The following is a 20,321-nucleotide window of genomic DNA, read 5'->3' on the forward strand; positions in this document are numbered from 1 at the left end:
GAATTAATGCATCTCCTGTGGAACTGTTGCAGCTTCGCAGGAGATAACTTATAACCATATGAGACTTAAGCATTTTAGATTCTTATTTATTGACAGGATTAACATAATGCTATAAACTTAATTACATAGAAATGTATTAAATTGAAAATTTTAAAAATGAAAATTATGAATTATATTAGTTAAAAATGAATAGATTTGTTTAGGTGCCTATTATTAATCAGCCACTAAAGTGGATGCAGCTACTTTAGTATATGATTAGTAAGGTGAAAAGGGAATGTGGTGTAATTCCACAGCAGCCCCCGCTACTGTAATTGAGAGAAAATCTTTTATAACTACCTGAAAGGGAAAGTGATAAGAGAAAGTGTATCAAGAGCCAGGAGACCTGCCTAAATTAGTAATATTAAGCTTTCGGCGGGAAAGAACTGTAGAATTCAAGTTAGTGCAATGAAAAATTTGTACATAACAGCAGGTGCGCAAGCTTGCTGTTTTTTTGTTGTGTGCCAAATAAGAATACAAGCAGGAAGAAAGGAGAAATAGTAATGGCTAAAGTAATGGTTCAAGGAACCGCTTCATCAGTAGGAAAAAGCATATTAGTAACAGCACTTTGCAGAATTTTTGTGCAAGATGGGTTTTCAGTATGTCCTTTTAAGTCACAGAATATGTCATTGAATTCTTATATTACATTGGATGGAAAAGAAATGGGACGTGCGCAGGTGCTTCAAGCCTATGCGGCAGGATTGGAGCCAGAGGTATATATGAATCCGATTTTATTAAAACCTACCTCGGATAAAAAGTGCCAAATTATCGTTAATGGAAAGGTTTTTGGGAATAGTACAGCTATGGAATATCATAATATGAAATTGGAATTCAAAGACATGTTAAAAAAGCAGTTTGAAGAATTAGAGAAGAAGTTTGATATTATAGTAATGGAAGGAGCAGGTAGCCCAGCAGAAATTAATTTAAGAGATAGAGATATAGTGAATATGGGAATGGCGGAACTTATAGATGCACCTGTGATACTCGCAGGAGATATAGATAAGGGTGGAGTATTTGCGTCACTAGCAGGGACTTTGCTTTTGCTTAATGAGGCCGAGAAAAAAAGAGTTAAAGCCACTATTATTAATAAGTTTAGAGGAGATTTAGAAATCTTAAAGCCAGGACTTACAATGCTTGAGGATATTATACATATTCCATGTGCAGGAGTAGTTCCTTATTTTAGATTGGAACTCGAAGATGAAGATGGTGCAGTAGAATTTAACAAAAAAATTACTGCACCTATTGATATTGCTGTAATAAAGCTTCCACATATATCGAATTTTACGGATTTAGACGCATTAAAGGCTGAAGAAGATGTATCAGTTAGATTTGTTACAACTAAAGGAGAATTGGGCACACCAGACCTCCTTATCATACCGGGAACAAAAAATACTATTGATGATTTAATTTCTTTAAGAAATTCGGGACTTGCAGAAGCGGTTCAGCAATATAGTGTACAAGGTAACGTATTAGGCATTTGTGGAGGCTATCAAATGTTAGGAAATAGCTTAAGTGACCCTAATGGCTTAGAGGGAAATTCAAAAGAAACAGAGGGTATGAAGCTTTTAGACGTAGACACAATATTTGAAGATGAGAAAATAACTACAAGAGTAAAGGCTCGTAGCATTAACATTAGGGATACTAGTATAGAAACTTATGGTTACGAAATACATATGGGAATTTGTAAATATGGTCATAATGCAAAACCACTTTTTGAAATCTATGATAAGAATGGTTCTGATACGTCATCCTTCGATGGAGCAATAAATGCAGGTGGAAATGTTATGGGTACATATATTCATGGAGTTTTTGATGGAGTAGAGTTTAGAGAACATATGATTAATACTTTAAGGGTAAAAAAAGCTATGGAACCTAAAAAATCTAAGGTTTATGAAAATCTAAGAGAAAAAGAATTAGACAAGCTAGCAGATATAGTTAGAGATAATGTAGATATGGATTCAATCTATAAAATCATAGGAATAAAAAGAAAAAGTTAGGGACAGTTAACAACTATTTAAAAAATTATAACAGTATAAGATAGTGAGGAATTAAAATGGCAATACTATTTCAGACGAACATAATAGATTTAATTTTAGCGGTAATGTTAGACTTATTAATTGGAGATCCATATTGGTTTAAACATCCGGTGATTTATATAGGAAAGCTTATTTCTAAATTAGATAAGTTAGGCAGAACGATATGTAAAACTAATGGTCAAATTAAAGTTTTTGGCGGAATTATTGTAGTTATAGTAGCACTTTCTAGTTTTTTAGTGCCTTTTATAATTTTGAGAATTTCTAATAAGTTTTTTTGGTTGTACCATATTCTCAATATAATATTGCTTTGGACGACAATAGCTGCTAGATGCCTTCATAAAGAAGGTAAGAAGGTTTATGATTCTTTAGTTAATAATGATATTTATGACGCAAGAGTTAAATTATCGTACCTTGTAGGGAGAGATACAAAAACCCTTACTGAGTATGAAATAGTAAGAGCTGATGTGGAGACCATTGCAGAGAATACAGCAGATGGTGTTATAGCCCCTATTCTCTATGCATTATTAGGGGGAGCACCTTTAGCTATGATGTATAAGGGCATAAATACCATGGATTCAATGCTTGGATATATGAATGAAAAATATAAATATATTGGGTTCTTTCCAGCTAAAACAGACGATGTATTTAATTTTATACCAGCAAGAATAACAGGATTTTTAATCTGTTTGGCATCACCACTTGTTCGAGGAAATATTGCTTGCAGTATAAAAGTGATGATAAGAGATAGAAAAAATCATAAAAGTCCTAATTGTGCTTATCCAGAAGGCGCAGCAGCGGGGGCTATGGGAGTTAGACTAGGTGGTACGAATGAATATTTTGGAGAAAAAATGTATAAACCAACAATAGGAAACAAAATAAACGATTTGGGGAAAGAACATATAATAGATACAATAAAATTAATGTATGGGGCAATGTTTTATTTAATAATAATATGCATGTTATATGAAATATGCGTATATATGAAATATTAGTAATAGTGATGTATTTTTGGAGATGATATAATGATACAACTTATAGGGCTAAAGCATGATGTGAAAATAGAAATTAGAGAAAAACTCTCAATTATACCAAAACGCCAAGGAAAGTGCTTAGAGGAACTTTTAAATATTTGCGAAGAGGCAGTTATTTTAAGTACCTGCAACAGGACAGAGATATATTTTAAATCTAAGGATGAAGAGATTGTTGATAAGATTTTTAAGGCATTAAATTGGGATAGGTCTTTAATAAAGTGTGTAGAAAATTATAAGGAAGAAAAAGCAATACAACATTTAATGGATGTGGTCTGTGGGTTTGATTCACTATTACTTGGAGAGGACCAAATTTTAGGGCAAGTTAGGGATGCTTATGAAGCTGCAAAAGGTTCAAAATCAACTAAAAAGGAACTTCAAAGACTTTTTGAAAATGCTATCGCTTGTGGCAAGAAGTTTAGAAATAAATCTAAAATAAGTGAGATACCGGTTTCTTCATCTTCTATGGTAGTTAAAGAAGCAATAGATAGGGGACACAAAAATTTTATGATTTTAGGCTATGGAGCGGTAGGAGAATTAACTTCAAAATATATACTAGAGGGAAAAATAAATTTACTATATATTGCAGTTAGGGATATTCATAAGGCTAATATAGAAGATCCGAGGGTGAAAATGATACCGTTTAACGACATACATAAATATTATGAAAAGGTGGATTGTGTTATATCTTGTACAACGGCCCCTCATACTGTGGTTCACTTAAAGGAGTTACCGAGCAAACACTTATTATTATTTGATTTAGCTGTACCAAGGGACATTGAAGAAATAGTAAGTGAAAACCCCTTATATGAAGTGTATGACATAGATATGTTAGGCGATATCCATGATGCCAACTACAAAAGACGTGAAGCCTCTATGAGGGATAATAGATACATTGTGGATGAAGCTATAAAAGAGTATATAGAGTGGAAAACCATGGAAGAGTTATCGCCTTTTATAAAAAAGTTAAAACACAATGGTGAAGGTGTTTACAAAGAAAGACTAGAGACTTTTAAGCACAAGAAAGAGACTAAGGATAATGAAAAATTAGCAGAGATACTTTTGAAGAGTACTTCAAATGCCTATGTAAACAAAGCTATAGAGGTGTTAAAGGAGGAACATTTGAAGGGGAGGTCTAAGGAATGCGTGGACATAATAAGCAGGATTTTTCAGGTTTAAATTATACCATGATTTCACTGCTATCAGATAAGATTAATATACTTATAGTTGGTGGGGGAGAGGCAGCTCTTATAAAATGTAAAACTTTCTCAAAAGAAGGTTGTAATATTACTGTAGTATCAAAAGAGTTTTGCCTAGAATTTTACACACTACAAAATATTTATAACCTAAAATTAATAAAGGGTGAATATGATGAAAGATATGTGGATCAGAATCATATTGTAATTATTGCTACAGATAATATAGAGACAAATGATGGTATAAAAGAATACTGCGATAGAAAAAGTAAACTATATGTACACTGCGGGGATTATAAACAAGGGTTATTTGTAACACCAGTTCAAAGAAGTACACCCAATATGAAATTTGCATTACATACTAAAAACGGTAGCCCTAAAACAACACTTTTCATGTCGAAAGTCATAGAAGATAAAATTTGTGAGTATGAAGGTTTTATAAATTATACATGTAGCATGAGAAATATGGTAAAGAATAGTGAAGTCAAAAAGGAAATTATGAATTTTGTATGTAGTGAAGATTTCTACTTTTTCTATAATAAGGGAGTGCAAAATACTATTTTAGAAATGTTTTATGGAGCTGAATTTGGGATAGTTGAGAATTGAAAGTTGAAGTTAAAGGAGGAATAAATTTTGAAAATTAATATAGGAACTAGGAGAAGTGAACTTGCACAAGTACAAGCTAATACAGTTATGGCTATGATTAAAGAAAAATTTAATATTGACTCTGGAAAGGTACTTATTGAGACTAAGGGAGATAGAATTTTAAATGTAACTTTAGATAAAATAGGAGGTAAGGGTCTTTTTGTAAAGGAAATAGAGGTTGCAATGCTGGAGCAAAAAGTTGATATAGCAGTACATAGTATGAAGGATGTACCCTACGACATACCAGAGGAGTTTGAAATAGTGGCTATTCCAGTTAGAGAAGATGTTAGGGATGCATTTGTTGCCTTTAACAACATTAGTTTTTATGACTTGCCTAAGGGCGCAAGAATAGGAACTAGTAGTATTAGACGTGGCACTCAAATTAAGATACTAAGACCAGATGTGGAGATTGTACCTATAAGAGGTAATGTACAGACTAGAATAGCAAAAATAGAAAAGGAAAACCTAGATGGCATAATCCTAGCGGCTGCAGGACTAAAAAGACTAGGTATGGAAAAGATAATTACTAACTATTTTGAACCAACGGAAGTTGTACCAGCAATAGCCCAAGGTGCATTAGGTATTGAAATGGTTAAAAGCCATCCACAAGTATCTATGATTAGAAAATTAGATTGCTACGATGCTAGAATTTGCGTAGACGCAGAAAGAAGCTTTATGGCGACACTTAATGGGGATTGCCATGGTTGTATAGGAGCATATGCTTATTTTGAAGGAGAAACTATGCACATGCTTGGCGTGTTTGAAGTTGATGGGAAAATAGTGAAAAAACAACTTTCAGGAGATAAAAATGATTATATAAAGCTAGGTGCTGATCTAGCTAAAAAAATATTAGAAGATAATTAATCATATTAAAAAGTAGAAAGGGGATACTAATGGGAAAGGTTTATTTAATGGGAGTCGGTCCAGGAGATGAGGAACTAATAACCCTAAAAGCAATAAGAATGCTAGAAAAATGTACTGCAGTTATGTATGATAGGTTAGCAAGTACTAGTATACTTAAATATTTAAAAGCGGAATGTGAAATATACTATTGTGGAAAAGAGCCGGGCTGTCATTATAAAACTCAGGAAGAGATAAATGAAATGCTAGTAATGCTCGCTAAAAAAGGACATGTAGTTGGAAGAATTAAGGGCGGAGATCCATTTGTATTTGGACGTGGCGGAGAGGAAGCTTTAGCACTTCTTGAAGAGAACATTGAATTTGAAGTTATACCAGGAATAACTTCACCAATAGCAGTGCTCAATTATGCTGGGATACCTATCACTCATAGAGGGATAGCTCAAAGTTTCCATATATTCACTGCAATGACCGCAGAAAAACTTAATATTGATTGGAATGCGGTAGCAAGGCTTGGCGGAACTTTGGTTTTTATGATGGGTTTTAAAAATCTAGAAAAGATTGCAGGAAATCTTATATCCAATGGAAAAAGTAAAGATACTCTTTGCGCGGTAATAATGAGAGGAACTACATCAAAGCAGAAGAAGGTAGTGGGAACGCTAGAAGATATTTTATGTAAGGTGCAAAAATCAGAAATATCATCTCCTTGCATTATCGTAGTGGGGGAAGTAATTAAATTTAATGATGAATTCAATTGGTACGAGAAGAAACCTTTATTCGGGAAGAACATCTGTATAACTCGTTCAAAAGAGCAATCAAAGGAATTAAGAGAAAAATTAATAGATTTAGGTGCAGAAGTACTTGAGATAAATTCCATTGAATTTAAAAACACTTCATATAATTTAGATGATTATAAAACAAAGCTTGCGGGCTATGATTTTTTAACTTTAACCAGTGTAAATGGAGTGAATATCTTTTTCGATTACTTAAAGGATATTGAATTTGATATTAGGAAGCTCAAAGCTAAAATTGCAGCCATAGGGCCAGCCACTGCAAGCGCTCTTAAAAATAGAGGGATTATGCCAGAAATAGTTGCAGATCATTTTGTTGCTGAAAGTTTGTTTGAGAAAATGAATACATACGTAAAAACGAAAGATAAAATATTAGTTCCTCGATCTAAAGATGCAAGACCTTATTTGGTAGAAGAATTAAGAAGTATTGGCTGCAGCGTGGATGAAGTTTTCACATATGAAACGGTTTGTGGTAAATTAAGATATGAAAATGAAATAAAAGATGTAGATTTGATAGTATTTACTTCGCCGTCGACTGTTAAAAATATGATTACAATGGTAGGTATTGAAGTTATAAAATCGAAAACGGCACTGGCTATAGGACCTATAACTGCAAAGGGACTTTCAGATAATGGTATAGAATCTATTATATGTGATGAATATAGTGCAGAAGGGGTTATAAGCAAGCTTGTAAAAATGTAATGTTAATTTAGAGATGATTTACAGCACCGCAGGTGATGAATTAATAACAATTTGTGGATAAAATGATAATTTATTTAATTAGGAGTGGATAACTGTGTTCAAAAGGAATAGAAGATTAAGAGAAACAAGTAATATAAGAGATTTAGTAAGAGAAACGATATTAACACCATCAGATTTTATATTTCCTATTTTTGTAGTAGAAGGTGAAAATATTAAAGAAGAAATATCTTCAATGCCAGGGAATTATCATTTTTCATTAGATAGACTTCATGAAATTATTGAAGAAGTTGAAGAAGTGGGCGTACGTGGAGTAATTTTATTCGGATTACCAGATCATAAAGATGAAGTAGGTTGTGGGGCCTTTGATAAAAATGGTATTGTTCAAAGAGCAGTTAAAAAGGTACGAGAGATATCAAAAAAATTAGTTATAATAACGGATGTATGTATGTGTCAATATACTAGTCATGGACACTGTGGAATATTAGAAAACGAGAAAGTAGATAACGATAAGAGTTTGAAATATATGGCAGAAATAGCATTATCTCATGCTGCAGCTGGAGCGGACATGATAGCACCATCTGACATGATGGATGGTCATGTAGCTGCAATAAGAGAAATTTTAGACGGAAATGGATTTAAAGATGTATCAATAATGGCTTATAGTGCAAAATACTCGTCAGCGTTTTATGGCCCTTTTAGAGAAGCGGCTAACTCAACGCCACAGTCTGGGGATAGAAAAACTTATCAAATGGATCCAGCAAATATCAGAGAAGCTATGAGAGAAATAGAATGCGATATTGAAGAGGGCGCAGATATTGTAATGGTAAAACCAGCATTATCATATTTAGATGTAATAAGATGGGCTCGTGATAGACATGATGTGCCAATAGCAGCTTATAGTGTTAGTGGAGAATTTGCTATGGTAAAATCAGCTGCAAAAATGGGATTAATTGATGAAAAAGCTGTAGCTATGGAAATGCATATGTCTATGAAAAGAGCAGGAGCGGATATGATAATCACTTATTATGCACTTGATTTATGTAGATGGATTAAGGGATAATTAGAAATTAAATATTTAGAAAAGAGGAAATTACGATGAGAAATTTAGATATATTTAATGAATCAAAGCAATATATGCCTGGTGGAGTTAATAGTCCAGTTAGAGCGTTTAAAGATGTAAGTGTAACTCCCCCAATTATTAAAAAAGGTAAGGGGGCATATATTTATGATGAAGATGGAAATAAATATATAGATTTTGTATGCGCTTGGGGACCTATGATACTTGGGCATAGTGATGATGATGTAGTAAAAGCTATACAAAATACTTGCACCAGTGCTATTGCATTTGGTGCACCTACAGAATTAGAACTAAAACTCGCAAGGCACATTTGTAGCACTGTAGATAGTGTAGACATGATTAGAATGGTTAACTCAGGTACAGAAGCCACAATGAGTGCAGTTAAGCTTGCAAGGGGATATACAAGAAAGAATAAAATAATAAAATTTGCAGGTTGCTACCATGGACATTTTGAAGGCTTTCTAGTTGAAGCCGGTTCAGGAGTAATGACCGCGGGAATACCAGGTTCAGCAGGTGTTCCTGAGGAAAGTATTATACATACATTAATTGCAAATTACAATGACATTAGCAGCGTTAAAGCATTGTTTGATAAATATAGTGATGATATTGCCTGTATAATAATTGAGCCAGTAGCAGGAAATATGGGAGTTATACCAGCTGAAAAAGAATTTTTATTAGAGCTTAGAAATTTATGTGATGAATACAAGAGTCTACTTATTTTTGATGAAGTAATGAGTGGGTTTAGAGTAGCGTATAAAGGAGCACAAAGTATTTATGGAATAGTTCCTGATTTAGTAACTTATGCAAAAATCATGGGAGGGGGACTTCCTTGTGGTGCATATGGTGGGAAAAAAGAAATAATGGAGTTATTATCTCCTATGGGACCAGTTTATCAAGCGGGAACTATGTCTGGGAATCCAGTGGTAATGGCAGCAGGATATGAAACATTAACTAAGCTTTATAATAATCCTAGTCAATACGCGCACATGGAGAAGCTTTCAGAAAAACTTCAAGAGGGACTACTAGAAATTGCAAAAGAAAAAGGTATACCTATGGTAGTTAATAGATGTGGTTCAATGCTCACAGCATTCTTTACAAAGAAGAGTGAAGTTAAAACTTTTGAAGATGCTAAAACTTGTGATCCATCGCTATTTGCAAAATACTTTGAACATATGATAAAAAGTGGAATAAATATTGCACCTTCTCAATTTGAGGCAATATTCTTATGCGTTAAGCATACTGATAATGATATTGAAAAATTCTTAGAATCATTTAGGAGTTTTAAAATATAAGAGTTCAGTGAATAACAGGCGCAATATGTGAAGTATCAATTTTTTCTTGCTGTATGCTATAACGAAAAGTATATATCGCTACAGATGCGTTCGCTTTGTCAAGTAATTCTAAAATTTATTTTATTTACAGTTGCTTAAAACACAAACTCGCTAGCGCTCAAACATGTGTTTTTCTTAACGCATCTGAAACTAAAACAAATTAAGAATAACTAAGGCTTACTCAAACGCATTTTACGCGATATATACTTTTGTTAGCATTCATTAAGAATAAATACTTAATTTCTAAAATTGAAGGAAGTGTAAAACATGAGATTTATTAAAGATAATGAATTTATAAGGGGCAATTGCCCAATGACTAAGGAAGAAGTAAGAATATTAAGTGTAGTAAAGCTTGAGCTTGAAGAGGACTATAGGGTAATAGACATCGGTGCGGGAACAGGATCAGTAAGTATTCAGATTGCTCAGATATGCAGTAGTGGTGAAGTAATCGCTATAGAAAAAGATCTTGATGCATTAGAGGTTATAAAACAAAATAAAGAAAAATTTAAAACGAGTAACCTGGAAATACTAAGTTCAGAAGCCATGGAGATACAGACTAATATAACAGGAGAATTTGATGCTATATTTGTAGGTGGAAGTGGTGGAAATATAGCTGATATTATCGATAAGTATGGAAGTAAGCTTAAGAAAAACAGAAATATAGTTTTAAATTTTATAACAATAAATAATGTGTACAAGGCTATGGAAGCTTTAAAAACATTAAATTATGAAGTAGAATGTGTACAAATTCAAGTAAGTAAGACAAAAGGAAAGAGCTATATGTTAATGGCAAATAATCCTATATTTATTGTTAGTGGAAAAAAAATATAAAAAGTATATATTACTATTAATGCATTCACTTCGCTAAGAACTACTAATTTTATTTTTAATTAATCTGCTAAAAAACATAAACTCGCTATAATCGCTCAAACATATGTTTTTCTTAACGCATCTTAATTAAAAATAAAATAAGAAGTTCTAAAGCTCTCTTCAATGCATTATACGTAATATATACTTTTTTTTGCGCATAAATCGGTAGGATTTCTAAATGAAATTTCAATTGTTTCTGCTCCTCTTATTTGAAGTCGCTTCCGGAGAAAATCATACTATTATGCAGGTAGCCTAGTATAAATCTTAATAATTCCCACTAAAAAGTCTTTTAGCTGGTATTTTATCCAATCGTAAATCCTGCAACTAAAATAGTCATTTGGATTATTTCAATTGCTATTATAAGATTAGCATCGATGGTTATAGGCATTAAAAAATATAAAACTTTTGCAAGTCTTCATACTTACGGAAATAAAATCACTGGCTTAGTTTTATTCATATTTCCAATATTACTTCCATTTGTTCATACAACAGTATTGATGTATATAATTTGTGCCGTGGTAAGCATATCAGCAATTGAGGAATTGATTATTCAGTTAACATCAAGTCAACTGCAATTAAATAAACAAAGTATATTTGAAAACCGAACATAATCTTTAGGTTTATTTAAGACGTATTTTTCTTAAATAGTACATCAATCGTGATTCTACGATACATGAATAATTGTATTTTAATGTACAGTAGCTTTTTATTAAATTAATATGTAAATAGGAATTTGAGAGGAGAAATTCAAATGAACATTGCTCTTTCGATTGCAATAGGTGCTACTTTTTTATGTGCTTTTGTTGCCATTAATAAAAAAAATAACAAGAAATAAACTTCAATTTATCCACATTGTTTTCCGCAAGCCGTTTCCTAATATAATAACATGCTAATTAACTTTATAATTAGCATGTTATTTTTATCTGCATAAGGTTGTGGAAGCATATGTTTTATTTGCTAATTATTTCAATATAATAATAAAAATATGTTACAATTTTATTATAGGTTATCTATATCATAAAAGAACAATACATAGATCATTGTATTTAATGATTTTTATTACAGGGGGTTGAAAATTGAGAGTTTATTGGACGAGATTGAAAATGAGTATTGAAAAAATGTTGTTTAAAAAAAGGAGCATTAAAAAAACAAGGATTATAACAATCATTAATATTATTCTTATATTAGTAAGTTTGTTCATTGATGGAAAGTTCAATTTTGTCATTGGTATTTTATTTTTTAACTTAATAATAAATATACATAGTTGTATACTTTTCAATAAGGAAAATGGGAAGAATCGTTAGTTGTTGTAACTAACGATGTTAAAATAAGGAGATGATAGTATGACCACAATGACAACCATTTTATTGTTTATATTTAATTTTATAGCTATAATCGTTTTAATAAGTCTAATTTCAAGTAAGTATGAGTATAGTGGCAATAATAGGCTTCTTGTCAGATACTCGTATTGCAGTTGAAAAACGTTGGTGATATGTAAACTATGAGCTAGACTCTAAATGTTAAAAGTGATGTATATTATTACATAAGAGTTTAAGAAAAGGATACTGAATATAATTAGATAAGGTATAACTTCACTTTTTTCGTAAAATACGAATTAAATTTAAGAGGTGATAATAATGGAAAATGAAATTCAGATAATTACAGATATAGATAAAGAGATAGGAGAAATATTAGATACATTGACGAAGGATTATGGAATGAGCACAGAATGTCTATCACATTTGTTGGGCGTAAAAAGTGATGGACACAAGATTGAAGTACCAACAGGGTTTGCAGAGCGTTCTTCTTTTGGAAATTTAATAGCAATGTTAGACATTATTCCAAAGGAGGAACCAGATTTTAAGTTTAAAGCATTTTTAAGAGTTCTAATTGAAGTACATAAGATTAGTGCTGATACTATTGCCAAATTTGCAAAAATCCCAACACAGTATGTTTTAGATTTCATGATTGATAGTAGCACAGTGCCAATTGAGATAAAATATAAGCTTGCATCGGTAATAATGACATTAAGACTTATATTTAAAACTGTTGAGCCTAAAATATAATATATGTTATATTAAGCGATTTCGGACATGCTGAATATTATTCTTATATTGTTAACTAACTAGAGTAAAAAACACTCTAGTTTTATTTTATTTGAGAGTTTTAATATAAACTTTATGGGACTTATTTTAGATATTACTTGCTTAACGTAGGCAAAAGTCATGTTTATATCTAATTTATGTCTTAAATTAGGTTTTGTCGGATGATCTATACTAACTCACATAGAAATGGCCTAGGCAATTGATTTTAATGTTGTTTATATATAAAAGAATTGATGGGATATTAAGGAAATAGTTCTTTAACGACAAAATAGAACACTCTCCGATGCAAATGAGATAATCTAATAAATATGAATAAATATTTATCAGTAGCAACTTGTTCTATATTTATCATATTGACATAAGTAAAAAAAAGGCATACACTGTGTACATGCAGTTAATACAGTTAATACAGTAAGAACAGAGACACATGTTTCTTTAAAGGAGACTTAAAATGAAAATAATAATCTCAAACTCATCTGATGAGCCGATATATGAACAGATTACAACACAGATAAAAAATCATATTTTTAACGGACAATTAAATGAAAGTGATGCACTTCCATCTATTAGAAATTTAGCTATTGAGCTTCGAATCAGTGTCAGTACAACTAAAAGGGCTTATGAAAAGCTTGAAATGGAAGGTTTTATAAACACTGTACCGGGTAAAGGATCCTATGTGGCAGGGCAAAACAAAGAGTTATTGAGGGAAAGAAAGCTGAAAATTATTGAAGGAAAATTAACAGAGGCTATTGAAGAAAGCAAATTTATTGATTTGTCTTTAGACGATTTGAAAGAATTACTTGATATTTTATCTGAAAATATTAAATAGGGGTGGGGATTAATACGGATAATATTTTAGAGGTTAAAAATTTAACCAAAAACTATAAAGATTTTACTTTAAAGGATGTAAATTTTGAATTGAAAAAAGGTTATATTATGGGATTTATAGGGCCAAATGGGTCAGGCAAAAGTACTACAATAAATCTTATAATGAATTTGATTAAAAAAGATTCAGGAGATGTGAAAATTTTTGGTCTTGATAACATAAAAAGTGAAAAGGATATTAAACAGAGAATAGGTTTTGTATACGATGAAACATACTGTTATGAAAATTTAAAATTAATTGAAATGAAAAATATAATATCTCGGTTCTATAAAAATTGGGATGATAATGCATTTAGTAAATATCTTTTAGATTTTAACTTACCTAAAAATAAAAAGATAAAAGAGTTGTCAAAAGGTATGAAAATAAAATATTCTCTTGCTATTGCACTTTCACATAAAGCTGAACTTATTTTAATGGATGAACCAACTTCAGGGTTAGATCCTGTATTTAGAAGTGAATTATTACAAATTCTTCGTTTTATCATTCAAGATGAAAATAAAAGTATATTTTTTTCAACACATATAACTACAGATTTAGAGAAGGTGGCTGATTCAATTACATTTATTAATAAGGGCAAGATAGTTTTTTCAGATTCTAAAGATGATATATTAGAAAAATACAAAATAGTGAAAGGCGATCGATCACTTATAACTGATAATACAAAGCGAGAATTTATTGGAATGAATGAAAGTTCTTTTGGATTTGAAGCTTTAACTGACAACGCTGAAAGAATAAAAAAGGTTATTGGTAAAGACATTTTAATTGAAAGAGCAACTTTAGAGGATATTATGGTTTATACGGTTAAGGGGGGGAGGAATGGTTAACTTAGTTCTAAAGGATATTCTTATGCAGAAAAAAAGTACTAAGGATTTAATGATAGCAATCTTATTAAATTTTACTATCATTTGTATTCTACAATTTCTAGGAGCTGCATCAGTTTATATTTTAACACCATCTATATTTGCAAATTCATTAATTACAAGCAGTTGCGGATTTGGTGAAAGAAACGATGTTGATAGAATGATTAACAGTCTGCCAGTAAGCCGAAAAGAAATAGTTATTAGCAAATATTTATCTAGTTTTGTTTTCCTTATTATTGGAATTGCTATTACCATACTATTTGCTTCTATAATCAAATTTTCTGGACTTAGTCATATTAATAGATTTATGAATTTAACTGATATAATAATAGTTTCAATTTTTACTGTTGTTTACAGTTCCGTATATTTACCCATTTATCTATGGCTTGGATACTTAAAATCACAATTGATTAACAAGGTTTTGAATTATTTTATATTCATTTGTTTAACTATTACAGTTGTGATAGTTACTCTCATTGACAATGCTACTGCAAAAGATTCTTTAATGAATTTTGTGATTTTGCCTAATTTTGAATTATATATGGTTATATCATTTCTATGTAGCTCAATTATATTAATTTCTATATCGATTTTTACTTCACTCAAGATTTATATTAATAAGGATTTATAGATTAAAATAATAAGTTTGAAAACTAATTTAAATTAAATGTTAGGGGGTAGTAAATTGTTAATAGCGGCGATTACAGATTATGTTGTGAGAAAACAAATTGCATTTTTTTTATTAGGAATCGCAATTTTATTATCAATAAAAGTATATATAAGAATAAAAAATAATTAAGGTTTTAATGGAGGGAGCAATATGTTTAATTTAGCTTTAAAGGACATTAGCATTACCAAAGGAACTTTTCCAGTAGTTTTAATACTATGTTTTACAAATAATTTATTTTTCATAAATGCTCCAGCTTTTATTTATGTGATAGTTCCGCCACTTATTGCTTATGAGTATTTTAAGAACTCCTGTGAAAATGATTATAAGTTTAAGTCTAATATTATGTTTAACAGTTTACCAGTAAATAGAAGAGAGGTAGTATTTTCAAAATATATAGGATCCGTAATATTTTTAATTTTTGCTATGATTTGTACTATAATCTTCACATTTCTATTTAGGCGTATAGGGGTTTCTGGTTTAGGCGTTGGTACATTTATTCATGTAAGTAAGTTAATGCATCTTGATGATTTTAGTAAACTAATGAATTTCAAAAGTATAATTATGTATTCGATTTTAAGTACTATATTGTTAATATCTATTTATTTCCCAATTTATTTTAAATTAGAATATTTAAAGGTACGAAATATTTTTGCTCTTGTAAGTATTCTTATCTGTATTATTCCAATCTTATTTTTGTACATTATGGGGAGTGAAAATTTTTATAATATTATTAAATATTTTAGTGGTATACCAGGTATAATAGCTAATGTTGCTCTCGTATGCATATTACTTATAATATTGTACACATCGGTGAATATATCAATTAAGTATTATGAGAACAAAGATTTAATTCTTTGAAAATCTGTTTATGTATGGTTTCCTAAAAGTATAAAAATTGCACTTTATTTTGTATACATGAGCATTTGGTTAGTGTACATATATTTATTAATTAAAAGTTTTTATAAAAAAGTTACAAGTGCATGCTGATATTATGAATATTAAGTATTGTTAGTTGATTTTATTTTTGATAGTATTTACACTATCTACAAATTAAGAGGAGAATAAATATGAAAAAAGTGTTATTATTATTAGCAAATGGATTTGAAACATTTGAAGCAAGTGTTTTTATTGATGTAATTGGATGGAATTACATTGATGGTGATAAATCCACACAATTATTTACATGTGGAAGGACCAAGGAAGTAAACAGTACATTTAATCAAAGGATTGTAGTAGACTACACTTTTGATGAGGTAAATATTGATGATTATGACGCATTAGCAATTCCAGGAGGATTTATAGAATATGATTTCTATAGTGATGCTTATAACGAACAGTTTTTAGAAATTCTAAGGGGATTTGATAAAAAAGGTAAAACTATAGCCTCAATATGTGTTGCTGCATTACCCCTAGGAAAAAGTGGAGTTTTAAAAGGAAGAAAAGGAACTACCTACAATAAAAGAGATGGAATAAGGCAAAAACAGTTGAAAGATTTTGGTGTTGAAGTTATCAATCAACCAATAGTAATTGACCAGAATATAATTACATCTTGGAATCCATCGACTGCAATGGAAGTGGCTTTCATATTGTTAGAGAAATTGACAAATAAAGAAAATAAGGACAAGGTTAAAGAATTGATGGGATATTAAGAAAATAACTCTTTGGCTAAAAATAAATTGTGCTAAATAGCATATATTAAGAAAAGTTACTCTAAGCCTGAGGCTTTTCCAATACTAATTGTTATGTCCCCCCAGAGAACTGCCCAGAGGCAGGGTCTTAAATTAAAGAAAAAACAAAAATACTATTATGGGTATTTAATACATAAGCATTCATAAAGAATGTATTAATCACAAATGTACGAATGACAGATAATCGTAGATTAATACGAATTATAGATTATTTATATTTTATGGAGGAGAAATTACAATGATAAAACAAAATTTGAAAATAGGAAATATCCCTGCAATTTTGTGGGGCGATAAATCAGATAAGTTATTCGTAGTGGTGCATGGTAATATGTCAAATAAGGCAGACGATGCGATTGTTGTATTTGCAGAAGAGGCAACAGTAATAGGTTATCAAGTGCTTAGTTTCGATTTGCCTGAACATGGTGACCGTAAAGATGAAACCTATGCTTGCAAAGTCCAAAACTGTGTTCAAGATCTTAATACCATTATGCATTATGCACAATCATTATCAAATAATATAAGTATATTTGCTTGTAGTATGGGAGCATATTTTAGCCTGTTAGGATATAGACATGAGCCGTTGAAACAATGTTTGTTTCTCTCTCCTGTGGTAAATATGGAACTTATCATAAATAATATGATGACATGGTTTAGCATAAGTGAGGATAGACTAAAGACAGAAAAAGAAGTTTCGACACCAATTGGACAAACACTCTATTGGGATTACTACTGCTATGTGAAAGAACATCCTATTGTTGCTTGGAATAATCCAACTTCAATTCTTTATGGTTCAGAAGATAACTTATGTGAGTCTGATGTGGTATCTGCATTTGCAAAACACTTCGACTGTGATTTGCAAGTAATGGAGCATGGAGAACACTATTTCCACACCGAAGAACAACTGGAATTTTTCAGACAGTGGCTGAAAAAACATATTTACGTCAAAAACATAAAAGGCGCACTAACAAGGTGATACGCCTTTTATGTTTTTGCCAGTTATGACAACGAGATCTTACAGGTACTCTAGACCTTGTTGTAGGTTATCTATATAATAAAAGAATGATGCATAGATCATTTTGATTCCTTAGCGTGGATTTTTCTGACTTATCTATATTTAGTATCATAGAAGTGGCTTAAATAGCTAGTTTACAATTGTAGGTATGTAAACTATGTGCAATTACTTAATTTTAAAAACGGAGGTTAATAATGTATAATTATGTTATATTTGATATTGATGGTACGATTTTAGATACCGAATTTGCAGTTCTTTCATCACTCCAAAAATTAATGTTTGAAGAACTTAATAAAAATTTTAGCTTTGAAGAATTAAGATTCGCTTTAGGTATTCCAGGAGAGGTAACATTAAATAAACTTGGAATAACTAATCTTCATGAGTCTAATGAGAAATGGAATAGATATTTAGAAGAATATATTTCTCATGTGAAAGTTTTCGATGATATTAAGGATACATTAGTAAAATTAAATGAAATGGGAATTTCAGTAGGTATAGTTACTTCAAAGACTAAAAAAGAGTACATAAATGACTTTGTACCTTTTGGGTTAACCAATTACTTTAAATTAGTAGTTTGCGCAGACGATACAGAAAAACATAAGCCTAATCCAGAACCTATTTTAAAATTTATTGAATTATCAGGAGCAGATAAATCAAAGACAATTTACATTGGTGACACTAAATATGATATGGACTGTGCATCCAGTGCTGGTATAGATTTTGCATTAGCGTTATGGGGTGCTAAATCCTCAAGTGGGATTAATGCAAATTATATTTTTCAAAAACCTAAACAAATATTGGAATTTATAGAGGTTTAATCCGGATTAAGGGAAACTCAAAATTTGGGGATTCTCTTAAAGGGTGTAAAATATAAAAGATAAGAAAGATGTGTTAAATCATCTCCTGGGTCGCTGCAATATTAACGACTTTAGAAGGAGATTTATACTCCCACTGAAGTTTTCTATTTGTTAGAGTATGTAACCCCCACTTATAGAAGTGTTAGACTTTGCTCCTAAAATGTCGTTAAACCTTCTGCTTATCTTTTATTGTTAAAATACATACTATTGGATGTGAGCACATAACAATTAACAACTGTTATGTCCCCAGAGAACTATTCAGAGGCTTTGAATTTAATATTGGCAAATGAAGAATCAATCTTGACTATTAATTGTAAAAAAGGTTATCCACATTGTTTTCCGCAAGCTGTTTCCTATATCATAAAAGAACGATACATACATCATTGTAAAATATGACGCAGCAAAGAGTTGTCACTTAAACATAGATTTAATTAATTCTGTGTTTTTTATTGTGAAATTATATAGCATAAACTACTGTACACTATATAGTAGTTTGTGCTATTATGTAATTATGAGGTGAGAAAAATTGGAAATAAATAAAGAGATGATAAAAGGATATATCGAAAGTATAATATTGAGCCTTTTAGTAGGTGAAGATTTATACGGATATGACATTGCCAAAAAAATAAGAAATATAAGTCAAGAAACATTTGAGATTAAAGAGGGAACAATGTATGTTGTCTTAAAAAGACTTGAAAATAACGAGCTAATTTCCCCATATTGGGATGATACTGAAAGTGGTGGAGGAAGGCGTAGGTATTACAAAATTACAGCCGAAGGAATGAATTATTTAAACAATAAAAAAACTGAGTGGATATTTTTTAAAAAAATTATTGATACATTTTACAGGGGGGTATAATTTTATGGAACAGATTGATAAGTATGTTAATTCAGTTTACAAACATGTAGGTGGCAATAAAGAAGAAATCGAATCATTAAAATATGAAATGAAAAATCATTTATTGCAACTGATAGAAGAGTTAAAGTCTGAAGGAAAATCTGAAGAAGAAAGCATTTCCATTGCAATTAATAGATTTGGTGAAGAAAATCAAATTAAAAATGAATTAATTGGTATATTTAAGTTTGTGAACAAGAAGGCAAAAAAAACATTAATAATAGCAGTAGCCTTTCTCTTAATAACCATAATATCTGGTTCTGTTTCTATAATAGGCACCGACATTTATTGGAAACAAATTGAGACAAGAAATAATGAAATTTTTACTATAATGAATTCATATAGAAAAGATAACATAGATTCTATAAATAAAGATATTAGTACAGTATTTAATAAATCTAAAAAAAAGCTTATATATGTAGCACTGGCTAGTCCATTTAATGTTAATTTTAAGTTGGAAAATATAGAATACATATATCCAAGTGATTTTCAAGGTGAAGCTGTTGAGGAGGGTATTGGAGCTACGAGCAAGCAGATTACCACAGAGAAGGGTAGCAAAAATATAATTATAGGTAGCAGTAATGAAGACGTTCCCCTTAGGTATCTAAGAAAAATAGGTATATCATCCTTTGTCTGGCTTGGTTGTTGCTTAATATCAATCATTGCTTGGGCTTTAATAAAGGTTGATTTACGTATTAAATTTAGGCGCTGATTAAAGATGTTGCTTGGGAACATTCTTATAATTCAAATTAAGGGAAACTCAAAATTTTGGGATTC

20 protein-coding genes and 1 riboswitch are annotated in these 20,321 nt (G+C 30.7%); all 20 genes read left to right on the forward strand.

Annotated elements, in window-relative coordinates:
• Nucleotides 1–220: 220 nt before the first annotated feature.
• Nucleotides 221–404, forward strand: a riboswitch (cobalamin riboswitch).
• 135 nt (nucleotides 405–539) lie between these two features.
• The 20 genes from ACWJKE_RS16950 to ACWJKE_RS17045 all read left to right on the forward strand — a co-directional run bounded on the left by ACWJKE_RS16950 (nucleotide 540) and on the right by ACWJKE_RS17045 (nucleotide 20,256).
• A complete protein-coding gene (locus tag ACWJKE_RS16950) occupies nucleotides 540–2,033 on the forward strand; it encodes a cobyric acid synthase (protein WP_216301928.1) in 1,494 nt (497 codons plus the stop codon).
• An 80-nt stretch (nucleotides 2,034–2,113) separates the two neighbouring features.
• Nucleotides 2,114–3,064: an adenosylcobinamide-phosphate synthase CbiB gene (gene cbiB, locus ACWJKE_RS16955; RefSeq protein ID WP_216302036.1), complete on the forward strand. Its 951-nt coding sequence runs from the start codon at nucleotides 2,114–2,116 to the stop codon at nucleotides 3,062–3,064.
• 30 nt (nucleotides 3,065–3,094) lie between these two features.
• Nucleotides 3,095–4,279: a glutamyl-tRNA reductase gene (gene hemA / locus ACWJKE_RS16960; RefSeq protein ID WP_220286079.1), complete on the forward strand. Its 1,185-nt coding sequence runs from the start codon at nucleotides 3,095–3,097 to the stop codon at nucleotides 4,277–4,279.
• A complete protein-coding gene (locus tag ACWJKE_RS16965) occupies nucleotides 4,243–4,902 on the forward strand; it encodes an NAD(P)-dependent oxidoreductase (RefSeq protein WP_462959038.1) in 660 nt (219 codons plus the stop codon). The genes hemA and ACWJKE_RS16965 overlap by 37 nt, the downstream gene beginning before the upstream one ends.
• 27 nt (nucleotides 4,903–4,929) lie before the next feature.
• Nucleotides 4,930–5,805, forward strand: a complete 876-nt coding sequence (gene hemC, locus ACWJKE_RS16970; RefSeq protein ID WP_165411632.1) for a hydroxymethylbilane synthase — start codon at nucleotides 4,930–4,932, stop codon at nucleotides 5,803–5,805.
• A 29-nt stretch (nucleotides 5,806–5,834) separates the two neighbouring features.
• Nucleotides 5,835–7,292, forward strand: a complete 1,458-nt coding sequence (gene cobA / locus ACWJKE_RS16975; RefSeq protein ID WP_462959039.1) for a uroporphyrinogen-III C-methyltransferase — start codon at nucleotides 5,835–5,837, stop codon at nucleotides 7,290–7,292.
• A 94-nt stretch (nucleotides 7,293–7,386) separates the two neighbouring features.
• Nucleotides 7,387–8,352 carry a porphobilinogen synthase gene (hemB, locus tag ACWJKE_RS16980; protein ID WP_216301932.1) on the forward strand — a complete coding sequence of 322 codons (966 nt, stop codon included), beginning with the start codon at nucleotides 7,387–7,389 and terminating at the stop codon, nucleotides 8,350–8,352.
• A 35-nt stretch (nucleotides 8,353–8,387) separates the two neighbouring features.
• Nucleotides 8,388–9,662: a glutamate-1-semialdehyde 2,1-aminomutase gene (hemL, locus tag ACWJKE_RS16985; RefSeq protein ID WP_220286075.1), complete on the forward strand. Its 1,275-nt coding sequence runs from the start codon at nucleotides 8,388–8,390 to the stop codon at nucleotides 9,660–9,662.
• 306 nt (nucleotides 9,663–9,968) lie between these two features.
• Entirely contained in the window at nucleotides 9,969–10,532 is a 564-nt protein-coding gene (gene cbiT, locus ACWJKE_RS16990; RefSeq protein WP_220286074.1) for a precorrin-6Y C5,15-methyltransferase (decarboxylating) subunit CbiT, read from the forward strand.
• Nucleotides 10,533–10,945: 413 nt separating this feature from the next.
• Nucleotides 10,946–11,182, forward strand: coding sequence for a hypothetical protein (locus tag ACWJKE_RS16995; RefSeq protein ID WP_258280631.1), 237 nt, complete (start codon nucleotides 10,946–10,948; stop codon nucleotides 11,180–11,182).
• A gap of 1,026 nt (nucleotides 11,183–12,208) precedes the next feature.
• Nucleotides 12,209–12,637, forward strand: coding sequence for an HTH domain-containing protein (locus tag ACWJKE_RS17000; RefSeq protein ID WP_220286073.1), 429 nt, complete (start codon nucleotides 12,209–12,211; stop codon nucleotides 12,635–12,637).
• A gap of 490 nt (nucleotides 12,638–13,127) precedes the next feature.
• The gene (locus ACWJKE_RS17005; protein WP_220286072.1) at nucleotides 13,128–13,505 is read left to right on the forward strand and encodes a GntR family transcriptional regulator; all 378 of its coding nucleotides are present in this window, start codon (nucleotides 13,128–13,130) and stop codon (nucleotides 13,503–13,505) included.
• Between the two features lie 2 nt (nucleotides 13,506–13,507).
• Nucleotides 13,508–14,386 (forward strand): ABC transporter ATP-binding protein, encoded by an 879-nt coding sequence (locus ACWJKE_RS17010; protein ID WP_258280632.1) that lies wholly within the window; start codon nucleotides 13,508–13,510, stop codon nucleotides 14,384–14,386.
• Nucleotides 14,379–15,053, forward strand: a complete 675-nt coding sequence (locus ACWJKE_RS17015) for an ABC-2 transporter permease (RefSeq protein WP_220286071.1) — start codon at nucleotides 14,379–14,381, stop codon at nucleotides 15,051–15,053. The genes ACWJKE_RS17010 and ACWJKE_RS17015 overlap by 8 nt, the downstream gene beginning before the upstream one ends.
• Before the next feature lie 189 nt (nucleotides 15,054–15,242).
• Nucleotides 15,243–15,950, forward strand: a complete 708-nt coding sequence (locus tag ACWJKE_RS17020; protein WP_220286070.1) for an ABC-2 transporter permease — start codon at nucleotides 15,243–15,245, stop codon at nucleotides 15,948–15,950.
• 209 nt (nucleotides 15,951–16,159) lie between these two features.
• Complete coding sequence (locus ACWJKE_RS17025; protein WP_216301940.1) at nucleotides 16,160–16,741, forward strand: DJ-1/PfpI family protein; 582 nt, start codon at nucleotides 16,160–16,162, stop codon at nucleotides 16,739–16,741.
• 277 nt (nucleotides 16,742–17,018) lie between these two features.
• Nucleotides 17,019–17,753: an alpha/beta hydrolase gene (locus ACWJKE_RS17030; RefSeq protein ID WP_220286069.1), complete on the forward strand. Its 735-nt coding sequence runs from the start codon at nucleotides 17,019–17,021 to the stop codon at nucleotides 17,751–17,753.
• 233 nt (nucleotides 17,754–17,986) lie between these two features.
• Nucleotides 17,987–18,610 (forward strand): HAD family hydrolase, encoded by a 624-nt coding sequence (locus ACWJKE_RS17035; protein WP_220286068.1) that lies wholly within the window; start codon nucleotides 17,987–17,989, stop codon nucleotides 18,608–18,610.
• A gap of 565 nt (nucleotides 18,611–19,175) precedes the next feature.
• On the forward strand, nucleotides 19,176–19,508 hold the full coding sequence (locus tag ACWJKE_RS17040; RefSeq protein WP_216301942.1) for a PadR family transcriptional regulator: 333 nt from the start codon (nucleotides 19,176–19,178) through the stop codon (nucleotides 19,506–19,508).
• Nucleotides 19,509–19,512: 4 nt separating this feature from the next.
• Entirely contained in the window at nucleotides 19,513–20,256 is a 744-nt protein-coding gene (locus ACWJKE_RS17045; protein WP_462952806.1) for a permease prefix domain 1-containing protein, read from the forward strand.
• Nucleotides 20,257–20,321 lie beyond the last annotated feature (65 nt).

The organism is Clostridium sp. CM036, assembly GCF_055081135.1.